Below are 18,843 nucleotides of genomic sequence, written 5' to 3'. Positions count from 1 at the left end.
AAACAATCGAAATAGAAGGCCGCCTGAAAGCGTTTGGACTTCGTTAAAACCAAACTTTCAGACGGCCTCATCATAGAAGAATGCAAGACATCAAACCCCTGCTCGTTTTCTCCGCCGTCCTCGAACACGGCAGCATGAACGCCGCCGCTGCCGCGCTGGGCATGACCCCGTCTGCCGTCAGCCAGCACATCAACCGCCTGGAAACCCTGCACGGCATCAAGCTGTTAAACCGCAGCACGCGCAGCCTTTCGCCCACCGATGCCGGCCGCGCTTTGGGCGAATACTGCCGCCGCCTCGCCGCCACCCTTACCGATACGCGTACTATTATCGACAACCTCAAAACCGAACCTGTCGGCGAATTGCGTATTTCCCTGACTTCCAGCGTCATCGGTTCCCGCGCTTTTCAGACGGCGTTTGCGAGATTGCAAACCGAGTTTCCCAAAATCCGCCCCGTTCTCAATTTCAGCGATACCTTGGACGACCTGCAACACAATCAGACCGACATCGCCATACGCGGCGGCGACCGTGCTTTGGACGATCCTAATCTGGTTGCGCGCCATCTCGTTACCTGGCCGTACACCGTTTGCGCCGCGCCTGATTATCTCGACCGCCATCCGCCCATTACCCATCCCTCGCAGCTTCACGCCCACCGCTGGCTGCACTTCCTGCCCGTCCGCACGACCTTGCAATACGGCGGCGAAAGCTATTTCCTCGACGTCGCCGACAGCATTGCCTGCACGCATCTTGCCGCCGTGTGCAGCCTGACCGAAAGCGGTTTCGGTTTGTCTTTGCAAGTGGGCGGCGAAGTTCGGGAAAAAATCTCCCAAGGTCGTCTGAAAACCGTTTTGACCGAATGGACGCTGCCGCCGGTCAGCCTCTATTTGGTTACGCCTTACCGCGTCCAGTCCGCCAAAACCGAAGCCGCCGTCCGTATCTTCACGGAAAGTTTCGCCAAGGAAGCAGACGCATGAGCGCGGAAAATTGGAGCGTTTACCTGATTTTGTGCGAAAACGGCGCGCTTTACTGCGGCATCAGCAACCGCCCGCAAGAGCGGTTCGCCGCCCATCTCTCAGGCAAAGGCGCGAAATACACGCGGCTGAACAAACCAACGGCGATGCGTATCGTTTCAGACGACCTCTCCAAAAGCGAGGCATTGAAACAGGAAATCGCCATCAAAAAACTGACGGTAGGGAAGAAGCGGGAGTTGTGGGACGAGGCGGTGGGAAATGCGGTTGCTTTAGAATAGCGGGTTCTCAGAGGAATAGGTGTGTACAGAGCTTGAGCTGTTGTCTGGATTGGAATGATTGAACCACCCTGAAAAGTCGTCTGAAAACGGGTATCCAACGGATTGTAAATAGGAATTTCCGTTGAAGTCGATTTTCAGACGACCTTTTTGTAATGGTCATTCTGATTTTATAGTGGATTAAATTTAAACCAGTACGGCGTTGCCTCGCCTTGCCGTACTATCTGTACTGTCTGCGGCTTCGTCGCCTTGTCCTGATTTTTGTTAATCCACTATATTTTCAAAACGCCATACAAAAACAAAAGGTCGTCTGAAATCCTGCAATGAGGTTTCAGACGACCTTTTATATGGAAACCGGATTAATCGTTTACCGCATCATCGGCAGGCGCGCCGGTTTGGATGGGGGTGTATAAATGAAGGTCGGAAGTGTCGCCGGCAGAGGTATTGGGGATATCTACTCCGGCTTCGACAGGCAGATCGCTGTCCACCAATTCATCGATGTCGATATTGTCATCTTCGCCTTGCGGTAATGTCCCGCCGGTTTGGCGACTGCGCACTTTCATGTAGAGGTCGCGGGTGTAGCTGTATTTGTCGATGGCGGCGTCTTCCAAACCGTCGGTCAGGTCGAGCAGTTCTTTACGGGTGTTGATGGCCTGCAGGCCGATTGTGCCCCAGCGTCCTGCTCTGGTGTGGAAGACGGCGTTTTTAACTGGGTAGACGGTGGTAACGGCGTTGCCAATGGTATCGCGTACGGTAGATGGGCCGAACAGGGGGACAACGAAGTAGTTGCTGTTTTTCCAGCCCCATGAGGCGAAGGTGTCGCCGAGGGTGTTTTTATTGCTGGGTACGCCGCCTGCACCGGCTACGTCGATTAAACCGCCAAGGCCGAAGGTGGTGTTGATGCCGACGCGGACGAGGTCTTCGCTGGCGCGTTTGACGTCAAGGCGCAGAACATTGCTGCCGAAGCTGACGACATCGCGCAGGTTGTTGAAGAAGTTGCTCACGCCGGTGCGGACGGGCTTGGGCGTTATTTTGCGGTAGCCGCGTGCGACGGGGGCGAGGACGTATTGGTCGGCCTTGTCGTTGAATTTGAATACGGCGCGGTTGTAGCCTTCGTAGGGGTCGGCGGGATTGGTTTCGGCAAATGCGGGGGTTGAGGCCATGCCGATGAGGAGTAGGAGTGAAGCGGTGGTTTTTTTCATGGGTTTAACCAGTCTTTGATTTCGTAAAGCTCGGACAGGGTACGCACGGATTCGGGTATGCCTTGCAGGGTGATTTTTCCGTCCGGACGGCGCAGTGCGTCAAGCAGCAGGGACACGCAGGCGGAATCAGCGCGTCCGACGCCGCTCAAATCGACCGCGCGGGTGTCTTTCAGACGACATTGCTGCCTGAAGCGGGTAAAGGCGTCGGCGGTCAAGGTTTTGACGGTAATGTCGCCGCTGATGTGCAACGTGCCGTCGCGAAGTTCGGTTTGCATGGCTGTCTTGTCAACTTAATCTTGGATGATAAAACCTGAAGGTTATTGTGTGCGAAAGCCATGTCGTCTGAAAACGGACGGCATGACTTATCTTTGCATTATTTGCTGCCGTTTTTGGCTTTCAGTTCGGCAATCAGTCCGTCCACGCCTTTGGCTTTGATGGTTTCGCCGAATTGGTTGCGGTACACGGTTACCAAGCTTGCGCCTTCGATGGCGACGTTGTAGGCGCGGTATTTATTGCCGCTTTGGTAGGTGGTAAAGTCCATGTTGACGGGTTTTTGACCGGGTACGCTGACTTCGGCGCGGACGATGATTTCTTTGCCGCCTTTATTGACAACGGGGTTGTCTTTGACGTTGACGCTGGCGTTTTTGAATTTCATCATGGTGCCGGAGTAGGTGCGGATCAGCAGGGTTTGAAATTCTTTGGTCAACGCTTGTTTTTGCGTGTCAGACGCGGTACGCCAAGGGTTGCCGACTGCCAGCGCGGTCATGCGTTGGAAATCGAAATAGGGAATCGCATAGGCTTCGGCTTTTTGGCGGGCGGTATTGGCATCGCCGTTTTTTAAGATGCTCAATACTTGAGTGGCGTTTTGACGGATTTGGTTCACTGCGTCGGCAGGGGCGGCAACCGCCATGCTGATGCTCAAGATGCCGATGCTCAGTGCGCTGATAAAAGAGGTTTTTTTCATGATTAAGTGTCCTAAAGTATGAATATGATGGTGTACGTTTATTCGGTGGCTTTTGCCGCATCGTCGCCGCCCGCCGCGTTTTTCTCGGCGAAGCTGGTCATGAATTTGCCGATCAGGTTTTCCAGAACCATGGCGGAGCTGGTAACGGAAATGGTATCGCCTGCAGCAAGATTATCGGTGTCGCCGCCTTGTTGCAGTCCGATATATTGTTCGCCCAACAGACCGGAGGTCAGGATTTGCGCGGAAACGTCGCTGCTGAACTGATATTTGCTGTCCAAATCGAGACGGACTTTCGCCTGATAGGATTTTGGGTCAAGCTCGATGGAGCCGACGCGTCCGACCAATACGCCCGCAGATTTGATCGGCGCGTTTGCCTTCAGGCCGCCAATGTCGCTGAAATCGGCATATACGGTATAAGTCTTGCCGGAATTGCCGAACGCCGCGCCGCCCGCCACGCGGAAAGCGAGAAAACCGACCGCTGCCACGCCGAGCAGGACAAACAGTCCGACCCAAAATTCCAATACATTCTTTTTCATTAAAGTTCCTTGAATATCCAATGTTCTTTGTTTCGTTTTCAGACGACCTGTCATTCCGTAAACATCCATGCGGTCAACACAAAGTCAATCGCCAAAATCGTCAGGGCGGACGAAACCACCGTACGCGTGCTGGCGCGCAAAATGCCTTCCGAGGTCGGGACGCAGTGGAAGCCCTGATGCACGGCAATCAGCGTTACCGCCACGCCGAACGCGGCGGATTTGATCAGACCGTTGATTACATCGTAGTGTATCGTGATGTTGTTCTGCATTTGCGACCAGAAAATGCCGCTGTCCAAGCCCAGCCAGGTTACGCCGACCAAATACGCGCCGTAAATGCCCGCGACGTTGAAAATCGAAGCCAACAGCGGCATGGAAAACACGCCCGCCCAAAAGCGCGGCGCAACCACGCGGGCGACAGGGTTTACCGCCATCACGTTCATCGCTTCGAGCTGTTCGGTCGTTTTCATCAAACCGATTTCGCTGGTCATCGCACCGCCAGCGCTGCTGGCAAACAGAATCGCCGCCAACACCGGACCCAGTTCGCGCAACAGCGAAGCCGCAACCATATAGCCCAAAATATCGGCGGATTTGAATTTCGATAATTGCGTATAGCCCTGCAAACCCAAAACCATGCCGACAAACAGCCCTGAAACGGCAACAATCAACACCGACAGCACGCCGGCAAAATACACTTGGCGCACGCTCAGGCGCGGACGGACGAAAGCCGTACCGGATTTCGCCAGAATGTTCAGCAGAAACAGCGTAATACTGCCGAGAGATTGAATAAAGCCGAGGGTTTTCGCCCCGACGGAACGGATAAAATTCATAGGTTTCCATTACGGATTAACGGGTTTCAGACGACCTTTTAGGATGATGATGGGTCGTCTGAAAAATGATTTCGGCTTCAAGCAACAACGGTTCAAACGTCTCAGACGACGTCTGCAAACCGAGGTCGTCTGAAAACTACCCAAGCAAATCTTGCTGCAACGACGTTTGCGCCGGATAGCGGTATGCTACGGGACCGTCTGCCAGCCCGCCGACAAACTGGCGCACCCAAGGCGAATCCAGTTCGCGCATTTCCTGTGGCGAGCCGGAGAACATGATTTCGCCGTGCGCCAAGAAAATCACTTGATCGACGATTTCCAAAGATTTTTCAATATCGTGCGTCACCATAATGCTGGTCGAGCGCAAAGCCTTGTTGACGCGGCTGATCAAGTGGGCAATCACGCCCAAGGAAATCGGATCGAGGCCGGTAAACGGCTCGTCGTACAACATAATTTCAGGGTCGAGCGCAATCGTGCGGGCAAGCGCGACGCGGCGCGACATCCCGCCGGAGAGTTCGGACGGCATCAGGTTTTCCACGCCGCGCAGACCGACCGCGTTCAATTTCAACAAAACCAAATCGCGGATCACCGCTTCAGGCAGGCGCGTCAGTTCGCGCATCGGAAAAGCGATATTGTCGAACACCGACAAATCGGTAAACAGCGCGCCATGCTGGAACAACACGCCCATACGGCGGCGGTGTTCATACAGTTCGTCAGCCGAAAAGCCCGCCAAATCACGTCCTTCAATCAAAACCTTACCTGACTGCGGATGAATCTGACCCGTAATCAGCCGCATCAGCGTGGTTTTACCGCTGCCCGAGCCGCCCATTACGGCGGCGAAGTTTCCTTGGGGAATGCTGAAATTGATATTGTTCAGAATCGGACGGTCGCCATACGCGAAGGCAACGTCTTTCATTTCGATGAAGGGTACGGAACTCATGAAGGGGAAGATAAGGCGGGATGTATTTTAATTACTTGCATTGTAAAGCTTATCAAGGTGTCGGGCAATTTTCAGACGACCTTATCAAGAAAACGTCTGTAAAGAAGCGTGAAAATCATGTGTTTGGCAGGAATTTTAAGACCATTGGAATGGTTAAGGCGTGAATCTTGCAACCTGCTGTCTTCATTTTAGAACGGGGCAAGTTACAGAACTTAATAATCCTAAACATACCGATTTTTGCCGGCGGGTGAAATTTTAAATTTATGGCAAGATTTTGTAGGCAAAGACACAACATTCTACAAACAAAACTTACATATCGAATAAATTTGTGAAAGCCATCCCATCCAAAACAAACCGGCCTGCCTACAAAACAAAGCTTGTTTTACAGACAGGCCGGTTATTTGCCGCGTCAATTAAGCAGCGATTTTTTCGCACTCTTTGATGCAGGCAAGGCAAGACTCATAGCATTGTTTGCATTCTGCATGATGACCTGCGTGTTGTTTGCACGCTGCGGCACATTGTTTGCATGCTTCGACGCAGACTTTTGCCAAAGAAGGGGTCAGCGGAGAGTTTTGGGCGGCAAGGTTTTGCAGCGCACCGCACAATGCCAGCATTTGGTTGACGCCTGTTGCGCAGTCTTTCATTGAAGTATCGCCTTGGCTCAGCAGTCGGATGCAGTGAGCCAGACAGATTTGACCTGCTTCAACACAGTGGGCAGCCGCTTTTCTGGCGGCTTCATAGGTTTTGGACGCAGCAGTAGGAGCAGCGTGGGAATGGCCTTTATGGCTATGATTTCCGTGAGCGCGGGCGAATGAGGCGGCGGCTGCCAAAGAAACGGCTGTACCACCCAAGAATTGACGACGGTTCATACTGTATTTCCTTATATAATCATTGATATGCAGTTAAACATAACGAATCGCTAAAATCGAAGACAGCGACTTTCTGCGCATCATTGATGTCGTCTGAAATTAGCGGCTTATTCAGATTTTGAGCGATTACACTACACTTGCTGGCGCAATCCTATCATTCAGCCGTTCGGCAGACAATAGGTCGAAAGTTGATAAATAATCAATGAAGTTATTTTATTTCTTATGTTGTTTACGCAGCTTGAGAACGGCTCTATTCAAATTTGCTCCGGCAAATCATTAAACTTCATTATTTTTCGAAAGTCTGGTTTATCAGGTTTTGAATTGGTGGAAATCAAGCAGTAAAAGGGGGAAACAAAGATTTATAGTGGATTAAAATTGCAATGATACGGCGTTGCCAACGCCCTTATGTACTACCCGTACACGGCGGGCGTTGCCGCCTTGTCTCATTTTTATTTTAATCCACTATAATATTGGCTCCAGAGGCAGCTTTTTATATAAATTTATGATTTCGACACTTTAAAATGCTTTGAACGCTACCACTTATCCCTAAACGGCGACGTAGGCATATTTTTATGCCCAAGCCAATAATTTGCTGATAGAATCAGGACTCTTTTTGTTTTCACACACTTTTTTCAGGAGCAAACGCCATGCGAAACGACGTTTACGACTATCCTCTTGCAGGACAAGTTTCCCAAAACATTGTCTTGCAAAAAACTTACCGCCTGCTGGGTTTATCTTTCATTCCCGCTATTGCCGGCGCATTTGCCAGCAGCGCTTTGAACCTAAACCTGTACGCTATGTTCGGCGCACGCTGGATGGGTTTTGTAGCTGTATTGGCATTCTTCTACGGTATGATTTTCCTTATTGAGAAAAACCGTTACAGCAACACAGGCGTTGTCTTGTTGATGATTTTCACCTTCGGCATGGGCGTGTTGATCAGCCCGCTGCTGCAATATGCGCTTGCCATCCGTAATGGTACTCAAATCGTAGGTGTCGCCGCAGCCATGACCGCCGGCGTATTCTTTACGATGGCAGCGATGGCGCGCCGCACAACGATGAACATGAACTCGCTCGGACGCTTCTTGGCAATCGGCGGTGTGGTTCTGATGATTGCAGTGGTTGCTAACTTCATGCTGCAAATTCCGGCTCTGAGCCTTGCCATTTCCGGCGCGTTCGTTGTATTCAGTTCGCTGGTTATTATGTGGCAGGTGCGTACCGTGATTGATGGTGGCGAAGACAGCCACATCAGCGCGGCTCTGACCATTTTCATCTCGATTTACAATATTTTCAGCAGCCTGTTGCGCATCTTGTTGGCATTCACCAGCGACGATTAATGGCTTGGGTTCTGATATCGAGGTCGTCTGAAATCTGAAAAGGTTTCAGACGACCTTTTTTATATGCTCAGGTTTTTGTGTGGATTCGTTTTGAATCAGATGGGCAATCATGCGGCGGTTCGTCAGGAGGTAGAAAGCTGATTGGCTTGGTGCTTGGTGGGGTATTAAACATTGCTGAGAAGCAAACTTGATGGGCTGTATTTGAGAAAGTCAAAGGTTGTGCTGGAGCCTTGGTGTTTTAGAAAAGAGTATCCATCAAACTTGTGCGACGTAATTTGTATTGGTTGAAGTTAGCTTGTTGAAGGTGCATCATTGGATTTTGCTCTTTTGAAAACGAAACGCGGTTTCCGTCGATGAGCAGTGTTTCATCATAAACGGCATCGTTTTCAGACGACCTTTATGACTTATATAAAAAACGTCGTCTGAAATTTTCAGACGACGTTTTGCTGTCAACAATCGATCAATATTTATTGATGTTGCTGTGGATATTGTATTGGTTATGTTCCGTATCGTGGGAATCTTGCGGCTCATTGCGGACGTGCGGTTTGTCGTCAGACATGTTGTCCAAGTCGCGGCCGGGTTCGGATACGGTGTCGCCAATGTTGATACTGGTCAGGTTTTCCAAAATGATGGCGGACGAGAGATGTTCGCCGGTGCGGTACACCATAGCCAATGCGGTTTCTTCGGCAGGGATGGAAACATATTTAACGATGTTCTTACGGCCTTTTTTGCCTTCTTCCAAATCAACTTTCACTTGGCGGTCACGTTTGTAAATGCTCAAGACCGTACCTTTGTCCAAGCCGTCGGCAGAACCTTTGTTCAGGGTAACGGTTTGGAATTGTCCGGCTTCGTGTACGCCGTCGAGGATGGAGATGACTTTACCGTCGATATGTTGCGTCGGCGCGTGCGGCATGATTTGGAAAGGCTCGGTTTCGCCGTCCATTTTCAGCAGGAAATCGCCTTTGCGGATTTCGGAAACGGCTTCTTCCACGATCATAGGTTGCGCGGTTTGGGTCGGCACTTTCGCCAGCGGGTGCAGGCGGGTGTAGTATTCGCCGTCTTTCAGATATTTGCGGTCTTCGTCGGAGGCGGAGTCCAGCGCGCTGTTGGTATAGGGCAGGGTGCTGACGATGCCGCTGAAGACGACTTCTTGTCCGAGGTATTTGCGGGTGTCGGGATCAGTCAGGTCTTTGACGGCGCGGTAAACCAGATAGCGGCCGGGTTCGGTCACGCCGTAGGCGTACACGCGTTCGCCTTTGCTGTACATGATGCGGTTGTCAGGGCCGTCGATCAGGCGCGGTGCGTCTTGGGTCTTCATTTGGTCGATGAACTGCGGATGTTGCATGAACATGCGGTAGAAGTTCACGTTGACGGTTTGGATGCCGTAGCCTGAAGAGGTTTCGCGAACACGCGGGCTGAGTTTGATGACCGGAATGCCGTCATTGCCTGCGGAGCTGTTTTCGAAGCCCAGTTGCGGGCGGCCGTTGACGTAGCGCAAAACCAACACTTGACCCGGATAAATCAGATGCGGATTGCGGATTTCGCCGCGGTTTGCGCCCCAAAGGCGGTTCCACTGCCACGGGCTGTACAGATATTTGCCGGAGATGCTCCAGAGAGTGTCGCCGTTTTTGACGACGTAGCGTTGCGGCGCATCGGGGCGCACTTTTAATGAAGCTGCTTGAGCGTGGGCGGAAATTGCCATGCCCGCGACACAAAGCAGGGTTATAATACGTTGTTGCATAACCGTTCCCCTTGAAATTGATTCGGTTTGTCTTTAAATGATAAACGGAGAAAATGAAATGGTCGGGAGTTTGCAAAAACCGCCGTCCCCCTTTAAAAAACGTCAATGGGCGTTTTGTGCGCATTGAACGGAAATTCATTGGTACATATTTTATCATTGAATGTTAGTGTCATCACGGGAATTGTGAAGACAGACGCAAAATTTGTATGAAAACACACACAATCTGCTGCCGGACGCGTTTGGATACGCGTCCCAAGTATTGAAAAACGAAGAGAAAATTATGGCTTTACTGAATATCCTGCAATACCCCGACGAGCGACTGCACACTGTGGCAAAGCCTGTCGAAAAAGTCGATGAGCGCATCCAAAAGCTGGTTGCCGATATGTTTGAAACCATGTACGAAGCACGCGGCATCGGGCTGGCGGCGACGCAGGTCGATGTGCATGAGCGCGTCGTCGTGATGGATTTGACCGAAGACCGCAGCGAGCCTCGCGTGTTTATCAACCCCGTCATTGTTGAAAAAGACGGCGAAACCACTTACGAAGAAGGCTGCCTGTCTGTGCCGGGCATTTACGACACCGTTACCCGCGCCGAACGCGTCAAGGTCGAGGCTTTGAACGAAAAAGGTGAGAAATTCACGCTGGAGGCGGACGGGCTGTTGGCGATTTGTGTGCAGCACGAGTTGGACCACCTGATGGGCATCGTTTTTGTCGAACGCCTGTCTCAGCTCAAGCAGGGTCGGATTAAGACCAAACTGAAAAAACGTCAGAAACACACCATCTAAAAGCCGAATGATACGGTCGAACAGGTCGTCTGAAAGAGGAAAGCGGCAGCAAGCCGTTGTTTTTCAAACTTTCAGACGACCTGTCGCAATGTTTGCCATATTCTTTAAATATAGTGGTTAGAAGCAGTAACAGCCGTATCCCGTAATCTGTTCCTTTCCGTCAGACGGAAACAAGCTTGCCGTTGCGGTACAGGGATCGTCTGAAACCCATTTCCAAGGAGTTTCCCCATGAAAGTCATCTTCGCCGGTACGCCCGATTTTGCCGCTGCCGCCTTAAAAGCCATTGCCGCCGCCGGTTTTGAAATCCCGCTGGTGTTGACCCAGCCCGACCGCCCCAAAGGGCGCGGGATGCAGCTTGCCCCGTCTCCCGTGAAGCAGGTCGCATTGGAATTGGGTTTACGCGTGGCGCAGCCTGAAAAACTGCGCAACAACGCCGAAGCCCTGCAAATGCTCGAAGAGGTCGAGGCCGACGTGATGGTCGTTGCCGCCTACGGGCTGATTTTGCCGCAAGACGTGTTGGATACGCCAAAACACGGCTGCCTCAACATCCACGCTTCGCTGCTGCCCCGTTGGCGCGGGGCGGCACCGATTCAGCGCGCGATTGAAGCGGGTGATGCCGAGACGGGCGTGTGCATCATGCAGATGGACATCGGTTTGGACACCGGCGATGTGGTCAGCGAACATCGTTACGCCATTCAGCCGACCGATACCGCCAATGAAGTACACGACGCGCTGATGAACCTCGGTGCGGCGGCGATTGTTGCTGATTTGCAACAATTAAAGGCAGAGGGTCGTCTGAAAAGCGTCAAACAGCCCGAAGAAGGTGTGACTTACGCTCAAAAATTAAGCAAAGAAGAAGCGCGTATCGATTGGAACGAAAGCGCGGCAGTGATTGAACGCAAAATCCGTGCCTTCAACCCCGTTCCCGCTGCATGGATCGAATATCAGGGCAAGCCGATGAAAATCTGGCGGGCGGAAGCGGTCGCGCAACAGGGCAGGGCGGGTGAAGTGTTGTCTTGTTCGGCTGACGGCTTGGTCGTTGCCTGCGGTGAGAATGCGTTGAAGATTACCGAATTGCAGCCTTCCGGCAGCAAACGGATGCTGATTGCGGCATTTGCGGCAGGACATAAGATTGAGGTTGGGACGGTTTTATAGAAGCCGTTTTGTAACTAAATTTAGAGCCAGCCCATCCCCCCATTTCTTAGCTGCCATGCCTTCCCCGCTTACGCGAGGGTAAGCTACTGCGGGAATCCATTGGAAAATCCAAGAAACGGGTGTTTGAAAAACGTTGTTGAATTCAAAGATGAATTCCCATCCGCGCGGGAATGGCGGTTGGCGGTAGGTGCTGTATCAAAAACAGTGGGCCGGTAATCAATTTTCAGACGACCTTTCTTCGGATGACTTAGAGGTCGTCTGAAAATATCGGCAGGGAAGCGTCTGATTTTTATAGTGGATTAACAAAAATCAGGACAAGGCGATGAAGCCGCAGACAGTACAGATAGTACGGAACCGATTCACTTGGTGCTTGAGCACCTTAGAGAATCGTTCTCTTTGAGCTAAGGCGAGGCAACGCCGTACTGGTTTAAATTTAATCCACTATATTAAACTGACGGCAAGAATGACCCAAGTTTAGGAGCAGATCATGGCAGTGTTTGAAGTAGTCGAAGGCGATATTACGAAACTTGAAGTCGATGCCATCGTGAACGCCGCCAATTCCTCGTTATTGGGCGGCGGTGGTGTGGACGGCGCGATTCACCGCGCGGCGGGACGGGAGTTGTTGGAAGCGTGCAGAAAGTTGAACGGCTGCCGCACGGGCGAAGCGAAAATCACCCAAGGCTATCGGCTGCCGGCGAAATTTGTGATTCATACCGTCGGGCCGGTTTGGTTCGGCGGACATCGCAGCGAAGCGGTCAAGCTGGCGGAGGCGTATCAAAATTCCCTGCTGTTGGCGCAAGAACACGGCATCCGCAGCATCGCCTTCCCCTGTGTCAGCACGGGTGTGTACCGTTTCCCCGCTGATTTGGCTGCCGAAACCGCTTTGGCGATTTTGAAAAAAACTTTGCCGCAGTGTCCGACTGTCGAAAAAATCGTCTTCTGTTGCTTTTCGCCGCAGGATGCCGAACGCTATCGGGCATTGTTGGAACGGGACGGAGTGGTCGTCTGAAAGTCGCGAATCAGGCAAAACGGCATATAAAAGGTTTAGATAAAAGGTTTTCAGACGACCTCAGTAAGATTGAGGTCGTCTGAAAACGAAAAAGCCGGACAGGCAGTCCGGCTTCCTTAAGAATCCATTAATCAAGAATCGATTAATCGTCGCAGTGGTTGTCGGTATCTACTCTGATGACGCGGCCGCTTTGTGAAGAAACGTCCACATCGTATTCGGTACAGCCCCTGCGGATTTCGATTTCCCAGCGTCCTCTGCTGTAATCCACGTCGGTAACGCGGCCGCCGCCGACGCGTTTCTTGGCGATTTTGACGGCTTGCGCTTGGGAGATGGAGCGGGAATGTTTATGCGGTGCCGCAGCGGCGGTCAGGCTGCCGGAAATGAGTGCGGCGGAAACGGCAAGCAGGGAAAGGGCGCGTAATTTCATGATGGGTCCTTTATGTGGCATAAAAAACAAACTATATGGACATTGCCGCAAACAGGCAATCGGATTAACAGAAATTGAATTTTGCCCCGAACACCGCCCGAACCGCTTGTGCGGCGTTTACATTTTTATAGTGGATTAAATTTAAATCAGGACAAGGCGACGAAGCCGCAGACAGTACAGATAGTACGGCAAGGCGAGGTAACGCCGTACTGGTTTAAAGTTAATCCACTATAACGAACAAATCGAACCACAGCAGTCATTTAAGGAATTGAATTTATGAGTATGTCTCTCGCCCAAAAACTCGCCGCCGACAGCATTGCGGCAGTCGCCGAAGGGCGCAACCTTCAGGATGTGTTGGCGCAAATCCGCGCGGCGCATCCCGAGCTGACGGCGCAGGAAAACGGCGCGTTGCAGGATATTGCCTACGGCTGCCAGCGTTATTTGGGCAGTTTGAAACATATGCTCGCGCAGATGCTGAAAAAGCCGATTGACAATCCGCAGCTCGAAAGCCTGCTTTTGGCGGCGATGTACCAACTGCATTACACGCGCAACGCGCCTCATGCGGTGGTCAACGAGGCGGTCGAGAGCATCGCGAAAATCGGGCGCGGGCAGTTCCGCTCGTTTGCCAACGCGATTTTGCGGCGGTTTTTGCGCGAGCGGGAGAAGCTGGAGGCTTCGTGCAAAAAAGACGATGTGGCGAAACACAACCTGCCGCTGTGGTGGGTAGCATACCTGAAAAACCATTATCCGAAACACTGGCACAACATCACCACCGCGCTGCAATCGCATCCGCCGATGACGCTGCGGGTCAATCGCCGCCACGGCAATGCCGAATCGTATTTGGAAAAGCTGGCGGCAGAAGGTATTGCGGCTAAGGCGTTGGACGAATATGCGGTAACGCTGGACGAGGCGGTTCCCGTCAGCCGGCTGCCCGGTTTTGCCGAAGGGCTGGTGTCGGTGCAGGATTTCGGCGCGCAGCAGGCGGCGTATCTGTTAAACCCTAAAGACGGCGAACGGATTTTGGATGCGTGCGCCGCGCCGGGCGGGAAAACAGGGCATATGTTGGAATTGGCGGATTGTCATGTAACCGCTTTGGACATAGACGAAGGTCGTCTGAAAAGGGTGAAGGACAATATTGACCGTTTGGGGTTTCAGACGACCGCTCTGACTTGCGCCGATGCGCAGGACTTGGCGGCGTGGTATGATGGAAAGCCTTTCGACGCCATCCTTGCCGACGTGCCGTGTACCGCTTCGGGTGTGGCGCGGCGCAATCCCGACGTGAAATGGCTGCGCCGTCCGACCGATGCCGCCAAAACCGCCCGTCAGCAGGAGGCATTGCTGGACGCGCTTTGGCAAACCCTGACGAAAAACGGCAGAATGCTGCTTGCCACCTGCTCGGTGTTCGTCGAAGAAAACGACGTTCAGTTGCAAAAATTCCTCAACCGCCACGCCGATGCCGAGCTGATCGAATCGCGTGTGCTTTTACCGAACAAACATCAAGATGGCTTTTATTACGCGCTTATCAAAAAGCAGTAAACGGCTGTTTGGAACGCTGTTGCTCACCCTGTCGCTGAATGCGGCGGCGGAGGGCATCAGTGTGACCCGCTCCGAGGCGAAGCTGACCGATACCGGACAGCTTTCCGTCAGCAGCCGTTTCCGCACCGATTTGCCCGACCAGCTCAAACAGGCGCTCCGGCAGGGTGTGCCGTTGAATTTCACTTTGAGCTGGCAGCTTTCTGCGCCTTCCATGCCGTCTTACCGCTTCAAGTTTGACCAGCTGCTCAACAGCGACAACACCATCCACTACAAACTTTCCTTCCATCCGCTGACCAACCGCTACCGCATAACCGTCGGCACGTTTTCCACCGAATACGACACGCTCGATACCGCCTTGCGCGGCGTAGGGGCGGTCGCCAACTGGAAAGTGCTGTCCAAAGGCGCGTTAAGCGGCGTCTCAGCGAAAGACACACAAGCCGAAATCCGCCTGCTGCTCTCGACGGCGAAGCTGCCCAAACCCTTCCAAATCAACGCATTGACTTCTAAAAACTGGCACTTGGATTCCGGCTGGAAGTCGCTGACCATCTCTCAGGAGTAAACCATGCGCCGCTTTCTCCTGATTGCCGTGTTGGCGGCGGTAGGACTGCTTTACGGACTGACCGTCGCAACGGGCAGCACCAGCCCGCTAGCGGAATATTTCTGGTGGATTATCGCCCTATGTGCGCTGCTGATGCTGGTGTTGGTATCGGTTTTGACGCGCTACGTCCTGCTCCTCATGCGCGACAAAAGCAAGGGTGTGTTCGGTTCGCAGATTGCGCGGCGGCTGTCGGGGATGTTTACGCTGGTGGCGGTATTGCCGGGTGTGTTCCTGTTCGGCATTTCTGCGCAGTTCATCAACGGCACGATTAATTCATGGTTCGGCAACGATACCCACGAAGCCCTCGAACGCAGTCTGAACTTGAGCAAATCCGCGCTGAATCTGGCAGTGGACAACGCCGTCAGCAACGCTACGCCGGTGCAAATCGACCTGATCAGCACCGCGTCTGTGGACGGCGACTTGGGCAAAGCCCTGACAAATGCGGCTAAATCGGGCGGCTTTACCCAACTTTCGCTCTATGATGTCAAAACCCATAAAACCGAGAAAAGTGTCAATCCGCTGAAACTAAACCAGCCCGAACTCGACAAAGAAGGATGGGATACGCTGGAGCAGACCGGCTCGATACGCAGTTTGGAAAACATAGAAAATGTCTTGTACGCGCAAGGCTGGATGCTCATCGGCGCGCACAACGGACGCGATTACGCCTTGTTTTTCCGCCAGCCCATCCCGCAGGATGTGGCGCAAGACGCGACGCTGATTGAAGCGGCGCGGGCGAAATACGCCGAATTGAGCTACACCAAACAAGGCCTGCAAACCTTCTTCTTGGCGACTTTGCTGGTTGCCGCGCTGTTGGCTATTTTCCTTGCCTTGGTGATGGCGCTGTATTTCGCCCGCCGCTTCGTCGAGCCGGTGTTGTCGTTGGCAGAAGGCGCAAGGGCGGTGGCGCAGGGCGATTTCAGCCAGAAACGCCCCGTGTTCCGCAACGACGAATTCGGTAGGTTGACCCAGTTGTTCAATCACATGACCGAACAGCTTGCCATTGCCAAAGAAGCCGACGAGAACAACCGCCTGCGCGAAGAAGCGGCGCGCCACTATCTCGAATGCGTGTTGGAAAGCTTGACCACGGGCGTGATTACTTTGGATGCCGAAGGTCGTCTGAAAACCTTCAACAAAGCCGCCGAACGGATTTTGGGCATTGAATTGGTGCCGCTGTGGGGCAGCAACTGGCACGACTGGCGCGGACAATCGCCGCAACAAACCCTGCTTGCCGAAGTGTTTGCCGCCATTGAAGAAACCGCTAATGCCGCCAAACCCGTCCAAGTCGAATACGCCGCCCCCGACGATGCGCGGATTCTTTTGGGTAAAGCCACCATCCTGCCCGACGACAACGACAACGGCGTGGTGATGGTGATTGACGACATCACCGTCCTCATCCGCGCCCAAAAAGAAGCCGCATGGGGCGAAGTAGCGAAACGGTTGGCGCATGAAATCCGCAATCCGCTCACGCCTATCCAACTTTCCGCCGAGAGATTGGCATGGAAATTGCATGATAAATTGGACGAACAACACGCCCAAATCCTCAGCCGTTCGACCGACACCATCGTCAAACAGGTGGCGGCATTGAAAGAAATGGTCGAAGCCTTCCGCAATTACGCCCGCGCGCCGTCGCTGAATTTTGAAAAACACGATTTGAACCGCTTGGTTGAAGAAGTGCTGCTGCTATACGAAGGCGGGGCGTGCCGCTTTGTTCCGAACTTGTCCGACAAGCCGCAGCCGATTTCCGCCGATACCACCGCCATGCGGCAGGTATTGCACAATATCTTTAAAAACGCGGCGGAAGCGGCGGAAGAGGCAGAAGTTCCCCAAGTGAATGTCAGCGTCGGCGAAGATAACGACGGACAGGTTTTATTGACCGTGTGTAACAACGGCAAAGGTTTCAGCAAAGAAATGCTACATAATGCCTTCGAGCCGTATGTAACCGACAAACCGACAGGTACGGGACTGGGATTGCCCGTTGTGAAGAAAATCATCGAAGAGCACGGCGGCCGCATCAGCCTGAGCAATCAGAACGAAGGCGGCGCGTGTGTGAAAATAGCCTTACCCCGATTGGTAGAAACTTATGCGTAGCAGTGATATTTTAATTGTAGATGACGAAGTAGGTATCCGTGATTTGCTCTCGGAAATCCTCCAAGACGAAGGTTATTCCGTGGCTTTGGCGGAAAACGCCGAAGAGGCGCGCCAACTGCGCCACCAGACCCGTCCCGCCATGGTGTTGTTGGACATATGGATGCCCGACTGCGACGGGATTACCCTGCTCAAAGAGTGGGCGAAAAACGGACAGCTCAACATGCCCGTGGTGATGATGAGCGGACACGCCAGCATCGACACCGCCGTTGAAGCCACCAAAATCGGCGCGCTCGATTTTCTGGAAAAACCGATTGCCCTGCAAAAGCTGCTCTCTACCGTCGACCGCGCCCTCAAACACGGCGAAATGCAGATGGCGGCGGGCTTGTCCTTCGATAAGCTCGGCAACAGCCCCGCCATTCAGGAATTCAAACAGCAGCTCGAGTCTGCCGTGAAAAAAAGCGGCCCCGTGCTGCTCAGCGGCGAAACCGGTTCGCCGTTTGAAATCGTTGCCCGTTATTTCCACAAAAGCGGCACGCCTTGGGTCGGACTCAGCCGCGTTGAACTCATCGCCGATGCGCCTTTAGAGCTGCTGCAAAAAGCATCGGGCGGCACGCTTTATCTCGGTGATGCCGCGCAGTACAGTAAAAACATCCAAAACGGCATCAGCTTCATCCTCGGCAAGGCAGACCGTTACAACGTGCGCGTTATTGTCGCGGGCAGCCACGCCGCCGATGAAAGCCCGGCTGATGCCATTGCCGATGCCAAGTTGTCCGAACTGCTTTCCGGCAATGTTATCAGCATTCCGCCGTTGCGCAGCCAATCCGAAGACATCGCCTTCTTGGTTAACCAAGTCATGACCGAATTGGCAGACAGCGAAAAAATCCAGCCCGTCAAATTCAGCAACGGCTCGCTGACCGTCCTGTGCCAATACAACTGGCCGGGTAATTTTGACCAGCTCCGCAGCGTCGTGAAAAACCTGATGCTGGAGGCGGACGGACAAGAAGTCCACGAGCAGGCGGTCGTTGCCGCATTGGGGCAAAAACGGGCGACAGTCGCCACCGAAATCGTCGGCGGTTTCAATTTCAACATGCCTTTGCGCGAACTGCGTGAAGAGTTGGAACGCCGCTATTTCGAGTACCACATCGCCCAAGAAGGGCAAAACATGAGCCGTGTCGCCCAAAAAGTCGGTCTGGAGCGCACGCACCTCTACCGCAAACTCAAACAATTAGGCATCAGCGTTTCCCGCCGCAGCGCAGCGGAAAAAGCAGAAGAGTAGGGCGGTAGTAGGACAAAAGGTCGTCTGAAAGCATACGGCACGCCGCGGTATGTTTTCAGACGACCTTGTTTGCCATTAATCTGTTCGCTTTTGCCGTATCCAACCCACTGATGCGAATCCGGTTCATTTATAGTGGATTAAATTTAAATCAGGACAAGGAGACGAAGCCGCAGACAGTACAAATAGTACGGCAAGGCGAGGCAACGCCGTACTGGTTTAAATTTAATCCACTATATTGAGTGCGCCATTTCCGTGCAGGGTGAGAAGGAATCACGGCTGCGTGCGACAATCATCTGAATAACGGATATTTCTACCGT

19 protein-coding genes are annotated in these 18,843 nt (G+C 52.9%); 10 read left to right on the top strand and 9 right to left on the bottom strand.

Annotated elements, in window-relative coordinates; genetic code table 11:
- Positions 1-80 precede the first annotated feature (80 nt).
- Complete coding sequence (locus DBZ16_RS12525; protein WP_107814220.1) at positions 81-971, top strand: LysR family transcriptional regulator; 891 nt, start codon at positions 81-83, stop codon at positions 969-971.
- Positions 968-1,246, top strand: coding sequence for a GIY-YIG nuclease family protein (locus tag DBZ16_RS12520; protein WP_107814219.1), 279 nt, complete (start codon positions 968-970; stop codon positions 1,244-1,246). Before DBZ16_RS12525 ends, DBZ16_RS12520 begins: the two co-directional genes overlap by 4 nt.
- 356 nt (positions 1,247-1,602) lie before the next feature.
- On the opposite strand, the gene DBZ16_RS12515 is transcribed toward DBZ16_RS12520, so the two are convergent.
- The 7 genes from DBZ16_RS12515 to DBZ16_RS12480 all read right to left on the bottom strand — a co-directional run bounded on the left by DBZ16_RS12515 (position 1,603) and on the right by DBZ16_RS12480 (position 6,578).
- The gene (locus DBZ16_RS12515; RefSeq protein WP_107814218.1) at positions 1,603-2,445 is read right to left on the bottom strand and encodes an MlaA family lipoprotein; all 843 of its coding nucleotides are present in this window, start codon (positions 2,443-2,445) and stop codon (positions 1,603-1,605) included.
- Positions 2,442-2,720, bottom strand: a complete 279-nt coding sequence (locus tag DBZ16_RS12510; RefSeq protein ID WP_009312676.1) for an STAS domain-containing protein — start codon at positions 2,718-2,720, stop codon at positions 2,442-2,444. Before DBZ16_RS12510 ends, DBZ16_RS12515 begins: the two co-directional genes overlap by 4 nt.
- Positions 2,721-2,818: 98 nt before the next feature.
- Positions 2,819-3,409: an MlaC/ttg2D family ABC transporter substrate-binding protein gene (locus tag DBZ16_RS12505; protein ID WP_107814217.1), complete on the bottom strand. Its 591-nt coding sequence runs from the start codon at positions 3,407-3,409 to the stop codon at positions 2,819-2,821.
- 38 nt (positions 3,410-3,447) lie between these two features.
- Positions 3,448-3,945 carry an outer membrane lipid asymmetry maintenance protein MlaD gene (gene mlaD / locus DBZ16_RS12500; protein ID WP_070601833.1) on the bottom strand — a complete coding sequence of 166 codons (498 nt, stop codon included), beginning with the start codon at positions 3,943-3,945 and terminating at the stop codon, positions 3,448-3,450.
- 50 nt (positions 3,946-3,995) lie between these two features.
- Complete coding sequence (gene mlaE / locus DBZ16_RS12495) at positions 3,996-4,772, bottom strand: lipid asymmetry maintenance ABC transporter permease subunit MlaE (RefSeq protein ID WP_016686541.1); 777 nt, start codon at positions 4,770-4,772, stop codon at positions 3,996-3,998.
- Positions 4,773-4,908: 136 nt separating this feature from the next.
- A complete protein-coding gene (locus tag DBZ16_RS12490) occupies positions 4,909-5,709 on the bottom strand; it encodes an ABC transporter ATP-binding protein (RefSeq protein ID WP_003779745.1) in 801 nt (266 codons plus the stop codon).
- Between the two features lie 413 nt (positions 5,710-6,122).
- Positions 6,123-6,578 (bottom strand): four-helix bundle copper-binding protein, encoded by a 456-nt coding sequence (locus tag DBZ16_RS12480; RefSeq protein WP_107814215.1) that lies wholly within the window; start codon positions 6,576-6,578, stop codon positions 6,123-6,125.
- A 647-nt stretch (positions 6,579-7,225) separates the two neighbouring features.
- Between DBZ16_RS12480 and DBZ16_RS12470 the strand changes: the two genes are divergently transcribed.
- A complete protein-coding gene (locus tag DBZ16_RS12470) occupies positions 7,226-7,912 on the top strand; it encodes a Bax inhibitor-1 family protein (protein WP_107814214.1) in 687 nt (228 codons plus the stop codon).
- 460 nt (positions 7,913-8,372) lie between these two features.
- Here the strand turns inward: DBZ16_RS12470 and DBZ16_RS12465 are convergent, their stop codons facing one another.
- Positions 8,373-9,653 (bottom strand): LysM peptidoglycan-binding domain-containing protein, encoded by a 1,281-nt coding sequence (locus DBZ16_RS12465; protein WP_107814213.1) that lies wholly within the window; start codon positions 9,651-9,653, stop codon positions 8,373-8,375.
- Positions 9,654-9,933: 280 nt separating this feature from the next.
- Between DBZ16_RS12465 and def the strand changes: the two genes are divergently transcribed.
- The 3 genes from def (at position 9,934) to DBZ16_RS12445 (ending at position 12,601) form a co-directional block, all read left to right on the top strand.
- Positions 9,934-10,437 carry a peptide deformylase gene (def, locus tag DBZ16_RS12460; RefSeq protein ID WP_016688303.1) on the top strand — a complete coding sequence of 168 codons (504 nt, stop codon included), beginning with the start codon at positions 9,934-9,936 and terminating at the stop codon, positions 10,435-10,437.
- 228 nt (positions 10,438-10,665) lie between these two features.
- On the top strand, positions 10,666-11,592 hold the full coding sequence (fmt, locus tag DBZ16_RS12455) for a methionyl-tRNA formyltransferase (RefSeq protein WP_107814212.1): 927 nt from the start codon (positions 10,666-10,668) through the stop codon (positions 11,590-11,592).
- Between the two features lie 487 nt (positions 11,593-12,079).
- Positions 12,080-12,601, top strand: coding sequence for an O-acetyl-ADP-ribose deacetylase (locus DBZ16_RS12445; RefSeq protein WP_107814211.1), 522 nt, complete (start codon positions 12,080-12,082; stop codon positions 12,599-12,601).
- 142 nt (positions 12,602-12,743) lie between these two features.
- Here DBZ16_RS12445 and DBZ16_RS12440 read toward each other — a convergent pair whose 3' ends face one another.
- Positions 12,744-13,028 carry a PepSY domain-containing protein gene (locus tag DBZ16_RS12440; protein WP_016688300.1) on the bottom strand — a complete coding sequence of 95 codons (285 nt, stop codon included), beginning with the start codon at positions 13,026-13,028 and terminating at the stop codon, positions 12,744-12,746.
- 276 nt (positions 13,029-13,304) lie between these two features.
- Between DBZ16_RS12440 and rsmB the strand changes: the two genes are divergently transcribed.
- Genes rsmB through DBZ16_RS12420 form a run of 4 tightly spaced genes read left to right on the top strand, consistent with a single transcriptional unit; the run spans position 13,305 to position 18,526 of the window.
- On the top strand, positions 13,305-14,564 hold the full coding sequence (gene rsmB, locus DBZ16_RS12435; protein WP_107814210.1) for a 16S rRNA (cytosine(967)-C(5))-methyltransferase RsmB: 1,260 nt from the start codon (positions 13,305-13,307) through the stop codon (positions 14,562-14,564).
- Positions 14,530-15,123, top strand: a complete 594-nt coding sequence (locus DBZ16_RS12430) for a DUF4390 domain-containing protein (RefSeq protein ID WP_107814209.1) — start codon at positions 14,530-14,532, stop codon at positions 15,121-15,123. The genes rsmB and DBZ16_RS12430 overlap by 35 nt, the downstream gene beginning before the upstream one ends.
- A gap of 3 nt (positions 15,124-15,126) precedes the next feature.
- Positions 15,127-17,250 carry a sensor histidine kinase gene (locus DBZ16_RS12425; protein WP_107814208.1) on the top strand — a complete coding sequence of 708 codons (2,124 nt, stop codon included), beginning with the start codon at positions 15,127-15,129 and terminating at the stop codon, positions 17,248-17,250.
- On the top strand, positions 17,243-18,526 hold the full coding sequence (locus tag DBZ16_RS12420) for a sigma-54-dependent transcriptional regulator (RefSeq protein ID WP_107814207.1): 1,284 nt from the start codon (positions 17,243-17,245) through the stop codon (positions 18,524-18,526). Before DBZ16_RS12425 ends, DBZ16_RS12420 begins: the two co-directional genes overlap by 8 nt.
- The last annotated feature ends 317 nt before the right edge of the window (positions 18,527-18,843 follow it).

It is taken from the genome of Neisseria sicca, assembly GCF_003044565.1.
Lineage (GTDB): Bacteria > Pseudomonadota > Gammaproteobacteria > Burkholderiales > Neisseriaceae > Neisseria > Neisseria sicca_A.
Note: the sequence above shows the minus strand (reverse complement) of the source record. Positions and strands in the feature narration are given on the sequence as shown.

Coding starts and splice junctions, on each gene's coding strand:
- DBZ16_RS12525 (WP_107814220.1), top strand. CDS start 81: ATGCAAGACATCAAACCCCTGCTCGTTTTCTCCGCCGTCCTCGAACAC.
- DBZ16_RS12520 (WP_107814219.1), top strand. CDS start 968: ATGAGCGCGGAAAATTGGAGCGTTTACCTGATTTTGTGCGAAAACGGC.
- DBZ16_RS12515 (WP_107814218.1), bottom strand. CDS start 2,445: ATGAAAAAAACCACCGCTTCACTCCTACTCCTCATCGGCATGGCCTCA.
- DBZ16_RS12510 (WP_009312676.1), bottom strand. CDS start 2,720: ATGCAAACCGAACTTCGCGACGGCACGTTGCACATCAGCGGCGACATT.
- DBZ16_RS12505 (WP_107814217.1), bottom strand. CDS start 3,409: ATGAAAAAAACCTCTTTTATCAGCGCACTGAGCATCGGCATCTTGAGC.
- mlaD (WP_070601833.1), bottom strand. CDS start 3,945: ATGAAAAAGAATGTATTGGAATTTTGGGTCGGACTGTTTGTCCTGCTC.
- mlaE (WP_016686541.1), bottom strand. CDS start 4,772: ATGAATTTTATCCGTTCCGTCGGGGCGAAAACCCTCGGCTTTATTCAA.
- DBZ16_RS12490 (WP_003779745.1), bottom strand. CDS start 5,709: ATGAGTTCCGTACCCTTCATCGAAATGAAAGACGTTGCCTTCGCGTAT.
- DBZ16_RS12480 (WP_107814215.1), bottom strand. CDS start 6,578: ATGAACCGTCGTCAATTCTTGGGTGGTACAGCCGTTTCTTTGGCAGCC.
- DBZ16_RS12470 (WP_107814214.1), top strand. CDS start 7,226: ATGCGAAACGACGTTTACGACTATCCTCTTGCAGGACAAGTTTCCCAA.
- DBZ16_RS12465 (WP_107814213.1), bottom strand. CDS start 9,653: ATGCAACAACGTATTATAACCCTGCTTTGTGTCGCGGGCATGGCAATT.
- def (WP_016688303.1), top strand. CDS start 9,934: ATGGCTTTACTGAATATCCTGCAATACCCCGACGAGCGACTGCACACT.
- fmt (WP_107814212.1), top strand. CDS start 10,666: ATGAAAGTCATCTTCGCCGGTACGCCCGATTTTGCCGCTGCCGCCTTA.
- DBZ16_RS12445 (WP_107814211.1), top strand. CDS start 12,080: ATGGCAGTGTTTGAAGTAGTCGAAGGCGATATTACGAAACTTGAAGTC.
- DBZ16_RS12440 (WP_016688300.1), bottom strand. CDS start 13,028: ATGAAATTACGCGCCCTTTCCCTGCTTGCCGTTTCCGCCGCACTCATT.
- rsmB (WP_107814210.1), top strand. CDS start 13,305: ATGAGTATGTCTCTCGCCCAAAAACTCGCCGCCGACAGCATTGCGGCA.
- DBZ16_RS12430 (WP_107814209.1), top strand. CDS start 14,530: ATGGCTTTTATTACGCGCTTATCAAAAAGCAGTAAACGGCTGTTTGGA.
- DBZ16_RS12425 (WP_107814208.1), top strand. CDS start 15,127: ATGCGCCGCTTTCTCCTGATTGCCGTGTTGGCGGCGGTAGGACTGCTT.
- DBZ16_RS12420 (WP_107814207.1), top strand. CDS start 17,243: ATGCGTAGCAGTGATATTTTAATTGTAGATGACGAAGTAGGTATCCGT.